The organism is Micromonospora sp. WMMD961 (genome assembly GCF_029626145.1).
GTDB lineage: Bacteria > Actinomycetota > Actinomycetes > Mycobacteriales > Micromonosporaceae > Micromonospora.
In genome coordinates this window covers 2654003-2666910 of the sequence record NZ_JARUBJ010000002.1, presented here as the reverse complement: position 1 = coordinate 2666910, position 12908 = coordinate 2654003, and the positions used below count along the sequence as shown (strand labels likewise).

The following is a 12908-nucleotide window of genomic DNA, read 5'->3' as shown; positions in this document are numbered from 1 at the left end:
CGGGCGCGGGTCAGCGGGCGCCGGCCAGCACCTCGGCGGCGGCGCGCCCACTGGCCCGGGTGGCGCCGTGGGTGGCCAGGTGCACCGACCCGGTCACCAACTCCGGCACGCCCAGCTCGACCACGACCGCGTCCGGCCGGGCGGCCAACGCGCGCTGCACGGCGGACCGCATCCAGTCGTGCCGGTGCAGGTCACGGACCACCAGGACCAGGGGACGGGCACCCGCCCCGGCTCCCGGGTCGACCGGCACGTCGGGCTCGGCGTAGCGGACCGTGCTGGTGCCGGGCAGCAGCTCGCCCAGGGGCGCGCCGATCCCCCACGGGGTCTCCGCGCCGATGGCGATGTTGCGCAGCGGCTCGAACTCGACGACGTACGCCGCGCGGGTCAGCGGCAGCGCGTCCGTCGCGGTCCGGGAGGCGGTGACCCGCACGGCGCGGCGGGCGGCGACCAGACCGACGTCGGTGGAGTCACGCCCGGCCGACCCGGCGGTGCGGGCGGCCATCGTCCAGGCGGCGAGCTGCCCGACCCGCTTGGCCGCCTCGGCGAGCCGCTCCTCGGGGAGGTCACCGGAGACGACTGCGGCGACGATGGCGTCGCGCAGCTCGCGCGCCGCCTGCTCGTCGGCCCGCTCGCCGCCGATGCAGATCGCGTCGGCCCCGGCCGCCAGAGCGCGGACGGTCGCCCCGGCGAAGCCGTACCGCTCGGCGACGGCGCGCATCTCGATCGCGTCGGTCACCACCACGCCGGAGAAGCCCATCTCGTCGCGGAGCAACCCGCCCAGGATGCGCTGACTCAACGTCGCCGGCAGCTGCGGGTCGAGCGCCGGCACCAGCAGGTGGCCGGTCATCACCGCCTGCACGCCGGCGGCCACGGCGGCCCGGAACGGGGCCAGTTCGCAGGCGTCCAGCCGGTCCCGGTCGGCGGTGATCCGGGGCAGGTCGTGGTGGGAGTCGACGCGGGTGTCACCGTGCCCCGGGAAGTGTTTGGCGCAGGCGGCCACGCCGCCGGCCTGCAACCCGCGCACCCAGGCGGCGGTCTGCCGGGCGACCAGCGCCGGGTCGGCGCCGAAGGAGCGCACGCCGATCACCGGGTTGTCCGGGTTGGAGTTGACGTCGGCGTCCGGGGCGTAGTTGAGGGTGACGCCGGCCGCGGCCAGCTCGACGCCGAGGTCCCGGGCGACCGCTTCGGTCAGCTCCGGGTCGTCGACCGCGCCGAGGGCGAAGTTGCCGGGCCGGGAGCTGCCGTGCGTGGACTCGAGCCGGGTGACGTCGCCGGCCTCCTCGTCGATCGCCACGATGACGTCCGGCCGCTCGGCGCGCAGCGTCGCGGTGAGCGCCGCCACCTGCGCCGGGTCGACGACGTTGCGGGCGAAGAGCACCACTCCGCCGAGGCCCGCACCGAGCCAGCGGCACACCCACGGTGGCGGGGTGGTGCCGACGAACCCGGGTTGCAGGACGGCGGCGGCGAGCGCCGGAAGGTGACCGGCGGGCGTGGTCACACCGCCTCCTCAGGACGACCGGTCTCGATCGCCGGCGTCGGTGCGCCCCCGTCGACCCGCTGGTTGCGCTCGCTCATGCGGCCCCCGTACCCCATCTCTCGCGCGCCATCGGCGCACCGCCACCGGCAGGCGGTCATGCCATGGTCACACCGGGCGATTCAATAGTCAATAAACCTTACAGTTGCCTCAGGGCGCGCTCCCCGGGAGAGTTCGGGGATGGATCCCGCCCTGCTGGCCGACGCGACGAGCCCGGCCGACATCCCCGGCGTACGCCTGCTCGGCCTGGTGGTCGGCGCCCTGCTGCTGCTCGCCGCGATCCGGGCGATGTTCGGTCGACGCTGAGCAAACGGGCCGCAGCCGGCCGGTGTGGCCGACCACGCCCGGGGTACCGCTCTCCCATCAGCAGGTCCGCGCGCCGAAGGGGAGACCATGAAGATCGGATACTTTCTGTCCAGTGAGGAGTTCACGCCAGCCGAGCTGCTGGAGCAGGCGCAGGGTGCCGAACGGGCCGGCTTCGAGGCGCTGTGGATCTCCGACCACTACCACCCCTGGGTGGACGCACAGGGCCAGAGCCCGTTCGTCTGGTCGATGATCGGCGCGCTCAGCCAGGTCTGTTCACTACCGGTGACCACCGCCGTGACCTGCCCGACCGTGCGGATCCACCCGGCCGTGATCGCGCAGGCGGCAGCGACCAGCGCGGTGCTGCACGGCGGGCGGTTCGTGCTCGGCGTCGGCACCGGCGAGGCGCTCAACGAGCACATCTTCGGCGACGCCTGGCCGCAGGCCGACGTCCGCCTGGAGATGCTGGAGGAGGCCGTCGAGGTGCTGCGCGAGCTGTGGGGCGGCGGATTCGTCAACCACCGCGGAAGGCACTACACCGTCGAGCACGCCCGGATCTACACGCTGCCCGACACCCCTCCACCGATCTACGTCTCCGGCTTCGGTCCGAAGGCCATCGACCTCGCCGCGCGCATCGGTGACGGCTACGTGAGCACGATGCCCGACGGCGAGATGGTCCGGCGCTTCCGCGAGAACGGTGGCGGCGACAAGCCGTGCCAGGCCGGCTTCAAGGCGGCGTACGCGGACAGCGAGGACGAGGGGATGCGCATCGCGTACGAGCGCTGGCCGAACGCGGGGGTGCCGGGTGAGCTGTCCCAGGTGCTGCCCTCACCACGACACTTCGAGCAGGCCTCCGAACTGGTCAAGCCGGAGATGTTGAAGGAGGCGTTCGTCTGCGGCAACAGCGCGGAGGCGCACCTGGAGATGATCGACCAGTACGCCAAGGCCGGCTTCGACGAGGTCTACGTGGCCAACACCGGCCCGCACCACCGGGGCCTGTTCGACCTCTACCAGCGCGAGGTCCTGCCCCGGCTGCGCTGACCAACCCCGCCCTGCCCATGATCGTCCGAACGCGTTTCGGCGGTCATGGGCTCGGGTACCTCCGGCCCTCGATGAAACTGTCCACGCATTCGATGACGTTGCGCCGCGCGGCGCGGAGCCTCTTCGGCTGGAAGGCGCTGCGGCCCAACCAGTTGGCCGCCATGCGCGCGGTGATGAAGCGACGTGACGCCCTGGTGGTGTTGCCCACCGGTGCCGGCAAGTCGGCCATCTACCAGATCCCGGCCAGCCTGATCCCCGGCCCCACCGTGGTGATCTCCCCGCTGCTGGCGCTCCAACAGGACCAGATCGCCGCCCTCAACGAGCGGCAACGCCCGGAGCTGCGGGCGGTGCGGATCAGCTCGAACGAGTCGGCCGCCCAGCAGGCCGAGGCGATCAACGAGGTCCGCGAGGGTCGGGCGGAGTTCCTGTTCATCACCCCGGAGCAGCTCAGCAACCCGGACCGGATGGCCGAGGTCGCCGCACTGAAGCCGGCCCTGGTGGCGATCGACGAGGCGCGCTGCATCTCCGCGTGGGGGCACGACTTCCGCCCCGACTACCTCGCGCTCGGTCACCTCATCGAGGGCATCGGTCGGCCGCCGGTGGTCGCGCTGACCGCCACCGCCTCCCCGCCGGTGCGCGACGACATCATCGCCCGTCTGCGGCTGCGCGACCCGGACGTGGTGATCTCCGGGCTGGACCGGCCCAACCTGTTCCTCGAGGTGGCGCACTGCCCCGACGAGGACTACCGGTGGCGGCGACTGATGACGCTGCTGCGCGACGAGGGGCGGCCGGGGATCATCTACGTGCCGACCCGCCGCGCCTCCGAGGAGTTGGCCGCCCGGCTGACCGACGCCGGCTTCCCGGCGCTGTTCTACCACGGTGGGATGCCCACCGGCGCACGTGCGGAGCTGCACGAGGCGTTCCTCGCCGACCAGGTCCCCATCATGGTGGCGACCTCGGCCTTCGGGATGGGCATCGACAAGCCGAACATCGCCTGGGTGGTGCACATGGCACTGCCCGACTCGCCGGACAGCTACTTCCAGGAGATCGGCCGGGCCGGGCGCGACGGGCAACCGGCCCGGGTGCTCCTGCTCTGGCGGGCCGAGGACGTGGGCCTGCAACGGTTCTTCAGCGGCGGCCTACCCGACACCGACGAGCTGCGTGACCTGGCCGCGTTGCTGCGCCGCAAGCCGGCCACCAAGACCGAGCTGCGCGAGGCCACCGGCCTCGGGCCGCGCAAGCTGGGCCAGTATCTGGCACTGCTGGAGCAGGTCGGGGCCGCCGAGCCGCGGGCTCGGCAGCGCATCGGCGCACCGCGCTACTCCCCCACCCCGGTGAACGCCGCCACGGCGGCGCTGGCCGAGGCGGAGCGCCAGCAGACCGTGACCCGGTCACGCACCGACATGATGCGGGCCTTCGCCGAGACCACCGCCTGCCGGGGGCAGACCCTGCTGGCGTACTTCGGCGAGCAGATGACCGAGGTCTGCGGCCACTGCGACAACTGCCACAACGGCACCAGCGTCGCCGACCAGGGCGCGGTCGGCCCGTTCCCGGTGCACAGCCGGGTGCGGCACCCGGAGTGGGGTCAGGGCCTGGTGCTCTCCTACGAGGACGACAAGATGACGGTTCTCTTCGACGAGGTCGGGTACAAGACGCTGTCGGTGCGCGTGGTGTCCGAACAGGGCCTGCTGACCCTGGACTAGCCTGACCCGGGCGCCCGTGTCGGGCCCGGTGGATCGACTGACCAGAGCACCGATTGACCAAGTAGAGCAGGGCGGAAGGGGCGTTGCCGTGATCGAGCAGCCGGCGTACACAGGTTTCGGTTTCTCCGACGGGGAGTGGGGGCTGCTGGTCGGCCTGCCGCAGTCGATCCTGACCGCGGCGAGCGCCGCCGAGTCCGACGGCACCCGCCGGACCATGGCGGAGACCGCGGCCGGCCTGGAGACCATCTCCGCCGGCCGGGAGTCGGCCAGCCCGTTGGTCGCCGCCGTGGCCGGTGAGATCGTCACTCGGGTCGGTGACCCGGAGGCCGGCGCCGAGCTGCCGGTCATCGCGCCCGACGACCCGCGCGCACTGATCGACGACGTGCTGCTCCGTGCCGGCGAGGCCGCGGCGCTGCTGGCCAGCCGTGTCGACGAGGGCGAAGCCGGGGCGTACAAGCACTGGCTCGTGCAGATCGCCGAGCAGGTGGTGGGTGCCGCGTCCAGCGGTGGGCTGCTGGGCATCGGCGGCGAATCCGTCAGCGACTCGGAGCGGCGCTTCCGCGACCGGCTCGCGCACGTGCTCAACGACTGACCGCCCCGGGTAGCGTCCGGGACGCAGCGGGAGCCGACGCCGGCCCGGCCGGCGTCGGGAGCGCCTCGATCGCGGCCGGGTCGGCCGGCCGGACGCCGCGCAGTGTCGTCAACGCGGTGACCGCGCCCACCAGCATCGCCACCATGGCGGCGCCCGCCGCGAAGTGCAGCCCGTCGGTGAACGCGACCCGGGCAGCGTGCAGCACCGCGTCGGCCAGGTCCACCGGCAGGGCCTGTGCCACCGCGAGCGCGCCTCCCAGCGTCTCCCGGGCAGCGTCACCGCTGTCGGCGGGCAGTCCGGCCGGCAGGCCGGCGAGGATCTCACGACGGTAGACCGCCGCGCCGACGCTGCCGAGGATCGCCATCCCCAGCGCGCCGCCCAGCTCACTGCTGGACTCGGTGAGCGCCGAGGCGACACCGGCCTGCTCGGCCGGCGCCGCACCGAGGACCAGTTCGGTGACGAGTGACATCACCATGACCAGGCCACCCGCGTAGACGCTGGCGCCGACGAGGAGCAGCCAGAGCGGTGACTCCGGTGTGACGCGGGTCAGCACCGCGAAGCCGAGCACGGCGATCCCGAAACCCGCGCCGATCAGGTACGCCCGCTCGATGCGCTGGGCGAGCGCGGCGGCCGCCGGCGCGACTCCTCCCACGGCGAGGGACGGCACCAGGCTCCACAGTGCCGCCCGCAGCGGGCTCAGGCCGAGCACCAGCTGGAGGTGCTGGGTGGTGAAGATGGCGAAGCCGACCAGGGCGAACATCGCCAGCAGGTTGACCGCGAGCGACCCGGCGAAGCCGCGGCGACGGAACAGGTCAAGGTCGATCATCGGGTACGCGCGGGTCCGCTGCCGGTGCAGGAACAGCGCGCCCACCAGCAGGCCGGCGACGATGGCGAGCACCCGCACCGGGCTGACACCGGCACGGGCCATCTCCTTGATGCCGTAGATCACCGGGAGCAGCGCGCCGAGGGACAGGGCCCCGCTGACGAGGTCGAACCGTCCGGTCGCCGGATTGCGGGACTCGGGCACCAGCATCGGGGCGAGCAGGAGCAGCATCAGCATCGCCGGGATGTTGATCAGGAAGATCGAACCCCACCAGAAGTGTTCCAGCAGGATGCCGCTGAGCACCGGGCCGATCGCGATGCCGCCGGTGAGCGTGGCGGTCCAGATGCCGATGGCGGTGCCACGCTGCCTGGCGTCGTGGAACAGGTTGCGCACCAGGGCGAGCGTGGAGGGCATCAGGGTGGCCCCACCGACGCCGAGCAGGGCGCGCGCGGCGATCAGCGTCGCGGCGCTGTCGGCGTACGCGGCCAGCAGCGATGCCGCCCCGAACGCGGTGGCGCCGATCAGCAGGAGCCGCCGTCGGCCGATCCGGTCACCCAGCGCCCCCATGGTGATGAGCAGCCCGCCCAGCACGAAGCCGTAGATGTCGAAGATCCAGAGCTGCTGTGCGCCGGTGGGGCGCAGTTCCGCACTGATGAACGGAACGGCGAAGTAGAGCACCGAGACGTCCATCGAGACCAGGAGCAGCGGCAGCATCAGCACCGTGAACCCGATCCACTCCCGCCGGCCTGCCCGCGGTGTCGGCGCGGTCGTCGTCATGATCGATCCCCTTTCTGCGTATGGCGTACGCTTTTATGCGTAGACCATACGCAGAACTAGGATGGCGGGGCAAGGAGGAAACGTGGCGGCACAGACAGACGACAGCGGGCCAGTGCTCCCGCCAGCTATCGAGAGCGCCTGGGGGTTGCGGGAACGCCCACCGAAAGGGCCTCGCCCGGGCATGAGCGTGCCCACCATCGTGGACGCCGCCGTACGCGTGGCCGACGCCGACGGACTGGCCGCCGTCTCGATGAGCCGGGTGGCCAGGGAGTTGGGCGCCGCCACCATGGCCCTCTACCGGTACGTCGGCTCGAAGGACGAGCTGCTGATGCTGATGGTCGACAGCGGGTACGGCCCGTCCCCCGGCCCGCCCCCATCCGGGGACGACTGGCGCGCCGGCCTCACCCGGTGGGCCTGGGCCGAGCACCGGGTGCTGCGGCAACGGTCCTGGCTGCTGCACGTGCCGATCAGCGGCCCGCCGATCACCCCGCAGCAGCTCGGCTGGCTGGAGGACGGGCTGCGCTGCCTCGACGGCACCGCGCTCGGCGAGGGCGAGAAGATGTCGGTGCTCCTGCTGATCACCGGGTACGTCCGCAACGAGGCCACCCTCACCTCGCAGATCGCCGAGGGCAGCCGAGCGGCCGGCGTCGAAGCCAGCGAGATGATGCCCGCGTACGGTCGGCTGGTGGCCCGGCTCATCGACCCCGCGCGCTTCCCCGCGCTGCACCGGGTGCTCGACGCCGGCGTGCTCTACCAGGACGACGACCCCGACGACGAGTTTGCCTTCGGCCTGGACCGGATCCTCGACGGCGTCGAGGCCCTGGTCCACACACGAGCGGCCTGAGGGAGCCCGATGCTGCCGAGAGAAACCCTCGACACGACCGTCCTGCCACCCGCTGAACGATTCGGGATGTGGCTGGAACTGGTCGCACGCACCTCGGCGCCGATGCAGGTCCGGTCCGAGCACGACGAGGACTTCATCGCCCGGGCCGACTTCGTCGACCTGGGGCCGATCCAGCTGATCAGCTACGACTACCCGTCTCTGGACGCCTTCCGGACCCCGAAGTTGATTCGCCAATCGGACCCGGAGCTGTACATTCTCGCCCTCACCACCGGCGGCGTCGGCACGTCCAGCCAGGACGGCCGCCGCAGCGAGATCCAGGCCGGTGAGTTCACCTTCTACAACGCGTCTCGTCCGCACGACCTCGGGCACCAGGCGACGGAGCCGGAGCGGGACCAGGCCAGCTCGATCATCACGATGATCCCGCACGCCGCGCTACCGCTGCCACCGCAGCGGATGGCCGCGCTCTACGGCGGGCGGATGTCCGGCAGCGAGGGGATCGGGGCGTTGCTGGCGCAGTTCCTGCTCCAGGTGACCAGGCACCCCGAGCAGTACCATGCCGCCGACGCGAGCCGGCTCGGTGCGGTGGGTCTGGACCTGGCCACCACCATGCTCGGCCGGCACCTGGTCGCCGAGGACGCCGTACCCACCGAGGTACGCCGCCGGGCACTGCTCGCCCAGGTGCAGGCGTACGTCCACCGGCACCTGGGCGACGTGACACTCAGTCCTCGGGTCGTCGCCGACGCACACCACATCTCGGTGCGGTCCCTGCACCGGTTGTTCGAGGCCGAGGAGACGACAGTGGCCTCGTACATCCGTGATCTGCGGCTGGCCCGGTGTCGGCGCGACCTGTCCGACCCGGCGTTGCGCAACCAGCCGGTGCAGACCGTCGCGGCGCGCTGGGGGTTTGCCGACAAAGCCCACTTCAGCCGGGCGTTCCGGGCAGCGTACGGGGTGAGCCCCCAGGAACATCGCGACGGCAGCTCGCATCCGGCGCGGATCGTCAACCGCGCGGCATCCGTGGTCAACACGGGGCGGGCAGACTGACACCACGTGGCCGACCGCTCGCGGTGGGCCGCCAACGGGGGCCGTGGCGAGGCGCCCGCCGCGCGTACGCGCGGCGGGCGGCCGCCCGGTGGCCGCCCCACCACGCCCGAGTCTCCGGCCCCGCCACTTCCCCCCAGGACCGTCGGCGGGGCCGGTCAGGCCCTCTCCAACAGCTCCAGGACGACCCGCTCGGCCTCCTCGCGTGACGCCAGCGGGTCCACCGACGCCACCACCCCGTCGTGGTAGAGGTCGACCACCCGCGGATCCACGTACGAGGCACGAGCCACCGTGGGTGTGTTGCCCAGCAGGTCGGCCACCTCGCGCATCACGGCTACCACCGCCCTGCGCCGGGCGGTCACCGAGCGGGCCGGGCCGGCGGTGGCCAGCTCGGTGGCGGCGCGCACCGTCGCGTGCCAGGTGCGGAAGTCCTTGGCGGTCATCGCCCCACCACTGGCATCGCGCAGGTAGCCGTTCACCTCGTCGCTGCGCACGTCCCGCCAGTCCCGGCCGTCCCAGTAGCCGAACAGCCGCTCCGCCCGCCGCCGCCGACGGCGCAGATCGACCAGCACCTGGCACAACTCCGGATCCTCGATCCGACGCACCTGCTCGATGCCACCCTTGGCCGGGAACACCAGGACCACGCAGCCGCCCCGGGACCGGGCATGCTCGGGGCGCAGGGTGGACACCCCGTACGTCGGGTCGTCACCGGCCGCGTACTGGTCGCTGCCGACCCGGAACATCCCCATGTCCAGCAGTCGGGCCACGGTGGCGAGCACCCGGTCCCGGTTCAACCCTCGGCCGTCCAGGTCGCGCCCCACCCGCTCCCGCAACGCCGGCAGTCGGCGGGCCACCTCCAGCATGTGGTCGAACTTCGCCTCGTCCTGCTTCTCCCGCCACTGCGGGTGGTAGACGTACTGCTTGCGTCCGGCCGCGTCGATGCCGATCGCCTGGATGTGGCCGTTCGGGTACGGCGAGATCCAGACGTCCTGCCAGGCCGGAGGGATGACCAACTCCCGCAGCCGGGTCAGGACATCTCTGTCCCGGACCGGAGCGCCGGTCGGGTCGACGAAATGCCAGCCCCGGCCGCGCCGACGCCGTCCGTACCCCGGTCGACCCGGGTCGCTACGCCGCAACCGCACCGGAGACCCGCACCACCCTCTCCACCTCGGCCACCGCGGCCAGCACCTCGTCGAGACGCAGGGCCGCCATCGTCGGATGGCTCCCTACCCCGTCCCACCTGGGCCAATCTCCCTCGCCGGCCCAGAGCACCCGGTGTCGGGGCCGGTCCGGTGGCGGTCCCCAGCGCGCCGGCGAAACCGGCCCGAAGAGGACCACCGACGGGGTGCCGTACCCGGTGGCCAGATGAGCCACCCCGGTGTCCCCGCTGACCACCAGCCGGGCGTCGGCCACCAGCGCGGCGAGCGTGCCGAGGTCGGTCCGGCCGGCCAGCACGGCGTCGGACCCCAGGCCGGCCGCCTCGGCCACCCGCTCAGCCAGGGCCCGCTCGTCGGCCGATCCGGTGAGCAGCACCCGGTGTCCCTGGTCGGTCAACGCCCGGGCCAGCGCGGCGAACCGCTCGGCCGGCCACCGCTTGGCGGGCACCTTGCTGCCGGGATGCAGCACTGTCACACCTGCGGGCAGCCCGGCTGAACCGGGCCGGCGCAGGCCGAGGTCGGTGCGTTCGGCCGGGATGCCGTACCAGGACAGCAGCCGGCACCACCGGTCCACCTCGTGCTCGTCGTCGGACCACTGCGGACCCTCGGCGCAGCCGGCGTCCGAGTTGGCGAAGGCGAGCAGCCGGTCGGGCCGGGTGGCGGCGAGCAACCGGTGCGACTGCGGGCCGCGCCCGTGCACGTTGACCGCGACCTGCGGGGCCGATCGGACCCGGATGGGCCGGTCCAGCCCGGAGGTGTCCACCAGCCGGTCGACGCCGCCGACCAGGTCGACAAGCGGGGCCAGCCCGGCGGGCGCGGCGAGCGCCAGCTCCCGTGCGGGGTACGCCGCCCGCAGCGCCCGCAACGCGGGCACCGCGGTCACCAGGTCGCCGACGCCGAGGGCGCGCAGCACGAGGATCACGGGTACGACGTCTCCTGCTCGGCGCAGACCACCAGCTCGCGCACCGCGCAGCCGGGCGGCTGGTTCAACGCGAACATGATCGCGGCGGCCGTGTCGGCGGGATCGTTGAGGATCGCGTCCGGTCCGGGTTTGTACTGCGGGTCGCGCTCGTCGAAGAACGCCGTGCGCATCCCGCCCGGGATGAGCAGGGTGACGCCGACCTGACCGGCGAGCTCGGCGGCGAGCGCCCGGGTGAAGCCCACCACGCCGAACTTCGCCGCGCAGTACGCGGTAGCGTCGCTGACCGCCTTGACCCCCAGCGTGGAGGCGACCGTGACGATGCGACCCCGAGACGTCAGCAGGAACGGCAACGCGGCCCGGATCACCGCCGCGGTGGCCAACAGGTCGACCGCGACGATCCGGTCCCAGGTCTCACCCGGCACGTCGACGAGTCGACCCGGCGTGTCAGTGCCGGCGGCGGTGACCACCGCGTCCAGGCCGCCGGCCTGCTCGGCGAGGTGCTGGGTGGCCACCTCGGCGGCCCTCGTGTCGGCCAGGTCGCACTCGGTCCAGGACACCCCGTCGGCCGGTGGCTGCCGGTCCAGCACGACCGGTCGCCCCCCGGACGCGGCCACCGCCGCGACCACCGCCGCGCCGAGCCCGCTGGCGCCACCGGTGACCAGGACCGTCGGCCCGGCTCCGGGCCGCGTGGCGGTCACCGGGTCCGCTCCGCGAGCGTACGGACGATCATGTCGGTGGTGGACCGACCGTCCAGGTAGGGCACCACCACGGTGTTCCCGCCCCACCGGCGCAGGACCTCCGCCTCCGGCAGGGTGGTGGCGTCGTCCCCGCCGCCGGTGGCGTAGTCGCCGCCCTTCACCCAGACGTCGGGACGGACCCAGGACAGCGCCGCGTCCGGGGTCGGCTCGTCGAAGACGAGTACCGCGTCGACGCAGCTCAGCGCGCTGAGCACCCGACTGCGGTCACCCTCGGACATCACCGGGCGCTCCGGACCCTTCAGCCCGGCCACGCTGGCGTCGGAGTTCAGGCACACGATCAGGCAGTCGCCGAGCTGCCGGGCGGCCTGCAGGGTGGCCACGTGACCGGCGTGCAGGAGGTCGAAGCAGCCGCCGGTCGCCACCACCGTGCCGCCTGCGGCGCGTACCTCCTGCAGGAGCGTGGCGACCGCGGCGACGCCCACCCGGTCACCGGCCGGGCTCACCGCGACACCTCTCGGTAGCGCCCGGGGGGCATTCCGGGCGGGCGCGCTCCTCGCGGGCGCCAGGTCGGCCGGTAGCGCCGCGGCCACTCCCCCACCGGCCACGAACCTGGACGCCTCGGCGACCGCCGCCTGCACCGCCTCGGAGACCAGCGCGCCCTCGGCCAACGCGAGGCTGGCGGCGGCCGCGAACCGGTCGCCGGCCCCGCAGGTGTCCCCCTCGGCACTGCCCGGGGTCGGCACCACCAGCGGCGTCGACCCGGCGTGGCAGAGCAGCGCGCCGTCACCGCCCAACGTCACCGCGACCGCACCCGCCCGCCAACGTCTGCGTAGTCCCTGCGCACCGCGCGACGCGGTCGCCAGCCGGGACGCGCCGGGCACCGCCGGGACCAACTCGCGCACCTCCGACTCGTTCGGGGTGGCCAGGTGCACACCGGGCACGGCCGCCGGGCCACGCGGGTGCGGGTCCCACACCACCGGCGCACGGGTCGCGGCCAACGCGTCGCGCAGCGCGGGCTGCCGGGCCACCCCTCGACCGTAGTCGCTGACCAGCACCGCCGACGCCGAGCCGATCGCCCGCAGCACCTCGTCGGAGGGCTGGCCCGGCTCCCCGGACGCGCCACCTCGGTCGTGGCGCAGCAGCACCCGACCCCGGGCCCGTAGCCGGATCTTCTCCGGCGTCGCACCGGGCAGGGCCAGGGGGTACACCTGCACGCCGGCGGCGGCGAGCAGCGCGCTCAGCCGGGCACCGCCGGCGTCGTCGGCGAGCGCCGTCACCAGCACCACCTCGGCGCCCTGCGCGGCCGCGAACACCGCGGCCAGGCCGGCGCCACCGGGCCGGTCGACGGCCGAGGTCTCGTCGAGCACCGGCACCGGGGAGTCCGGGCAGAGCCGGTTCACCACCCCCTCCACGTCCCGGTCGAGCAGGGTGTCGCCGAGCACCACAACGGGTCCCCTCACGCTTGCCTCCTCA

The 12908-nt window shown here is 73.4% G+C and carries 12 protein-coding genes; 6 read left to right on the top strand and 6 right to left on the bottom strand.

What is annotated here, in order from left to right:
- Nucleotides 1-10: 10 nt before the first annotated feature.
- Nucleotides 11-1498 (bottom strand): glycoside hydrolase family 3 N-terminal domain-containing protein, encoded by a 1488-nt coding sequence (locus O7614_RS12600; RefSeq protein WP_278138641.1) that lies wholly within the window; start codon nucleotides 1496-1498, stop codon nucleotides 11-13.
- Nucleotides 1499-1714: 216 nt separating this feature from the next.
- Between O7614_RS12600 and O7614_RS12595 the strand changes: the two genes are divergently transcribed.
- From O7614_RS12595 to O7614_RS12580, 4 genes are all read left to right on the top strand, one after another.
- Nucleotides 1715-1840, top strand: coding sequence for a hypothetical protein (locus O7614_RS12595; protein WP_255421242.1), 126 nt, complete (start codon nucleotides 1715-1717; stop codon nucleotides 1838-1840).
- Between the two features lie 87 nt (nucleotides 1841-1927).
- A complete protein-coding gene (locus O7614_RS12590; protein WP_278138640.1) occupies nucleotides 1928-2878 on the top strand; it encodes a TIGR03557 family F420-dependent LLM class oxidoreductase in 951 nt (316 codons plus the stop codon).
- Between the two features lie 71 nt (nucleotides 2879-2949).
- Nucleotides 2950-4581: a RecQ family ATP-dependent DNA helicase gene (locus O7614_RS12585; RefSeq protein ID WP_278138639.1), complete on the top strand. Its 1632-nt coding sequence runs from the start codon at nucleotides 2950-2952 to the stop codon at nucleotides 4579-4581.
- Between the two features lie 88 nt (nucleotides 4582-4669).
- Nucleotides 4670-5173: a hypothetical protein gene (locus O7614_RS12580; protein WP_278138638.1), complete on the top strand. Its 504-nt coding sequence runs from the start codon at nucleotides 4670-4672 to the stop codon at nucleotides 5171-5173.
- Here the strand turns inward: O7614_RS12580 and O7614_RS12575 are convergent.
- Entirely contained in the window at nucleotides 5163-6773 is a 1611-nt protein-coding gene (locus tag O7614_RS12575) for an MFS transporter (protein WP_278138637.1), read from the bottom strand. The two genes, O7614_RS12580 and O7614_RS12575, sit on opposite strands and share 11 nt — an antisense overlap.
- Before the next feature lie 82 nt (nucleotides 6774-6855).
- On the opposite strand from O7614_RS12575, the gene O7614_RS12570 reads away from it, so the two are divergent.
- On the top strand, nucleotides 6856-7617 hold the full coding sequence (locus O7614_RS12570) for a TetR/AcrR family transcriptional regulator (RefSeq protein ID WP_278138636.1): 762 nt from the start codon (nucleotides 6856-6858) through the stop codon (nucleotides 7615-7617).
- A gap of 9 nt (nucleotides 7618-7626) precedes the next feature.
- A complete protein-coding gene (locus tag O7614_RS12565) occupies nucleotides 7627-8661 on the top strand; it encodes a helix-turn-helix domain-containing protein (RefSeq protein WP_278138635.1) in 1035 nt (344 codons plus the stop codon).
- Nucleotides 8662-8816: 155 nt separating this feature from the next.
- On the opposite strand, the gene O7614_RS12560 is transcribed toward O7614_RS12565, so the two are convergent.
- From O7614_RS12560 to O7614_RS12545, 4 genes are read right to left on the bottom strand one after another with little or no spacing between them, the layout of a single operon-like run.
- Complete coding sequence (locus O7614_RS12560) at nucleotides 8817-9800, bottom strand: DNA topoisomerase IB (protein ID WP_278138634.1); 984 nt, start codon at nucleotides 9798-9800, stop codon at nucleotides 8817-8819.
- Entirely contained in the window at nucleotides 9784-10737 is a 954-nt protein-coding gene (locus O7614_RS12555) for a glycosyltransferase family 9 protein (RefSeq protein ID WP_278138633.1), read from the bottom strand. The genes O7614_RS12560 and O7614_RS12555 overlap by 17 nt, the downstream gene beginning before the upstream one ends.
- A complete protein-coding gene (locus tag O7614_RS12550) occupies nucleotides 10734-11435 on the bottom strand; it encodes an SDR family oxidoreductase (RefSeq protein ID WP_278138632.1) in 702 nt (233 codons plus the stop codon). Before O7614_RS12550 ends, O7614_RS12555 begins: the two co-directional genes overlap by 4 nt.
- Nucleotides 11432-12895 (bottom strand): PfkB family carbohydrate kinase, encoded by a 1464-nt coding sequence (locus O7614_RS12545; RefSeq protein ID WP_278138631.1) that lies wholly within the window; start codon nucleotides 12893-12895, stop codon nucleotides 11432-11434. The genes O7614_RS12550 and O7614_RS12545 overlap by 4 nt, the downstream gene beginning before the upstream one ends.
- Nucleotides 12896-12908: the final 13 nt, after the last annotated feature.

Excerpts from the sequence above, each read along its gene's own strand:
- O7614_RS12595 (WP_255421242.1), top strand. The coding sequence starts at position 1,715 with ATGGATCCCGCCCTGCTGGCCGACGCGACGAGCCCGGCCGACATCCCC.
- O7614_RS12590 (WP_278138640.1), top strand. The coding sequence starts at position 1,928 with ATGAAGATCGGATACTTTCTGTCCAGTGAGGAGTTCACGCCAGCCGAG.
- O7614_RS12565 (WP_278138635.1), top strand. The coding sequence starts at position 7,627 with ATGCTGCCGAGAGAAACCCTCGACACGACCGTCCTGCCACCCGCTGAA.
- O7614_RS12585 (WP_278138639.1), top strand. The coding sequence starts at position 2,950 with ATGAAACTGTCCACGCATTCGATGACGTTGCGCCGCGCGGCGCGGAGC.
- O7614_RS12575 (WP_278138637.1), bottom strand. The coding sequence starts at position 6,773 with ATGACGACGACCGCGCCGACACCGCGGGCAGGCCGGCGGGAGTGGATC.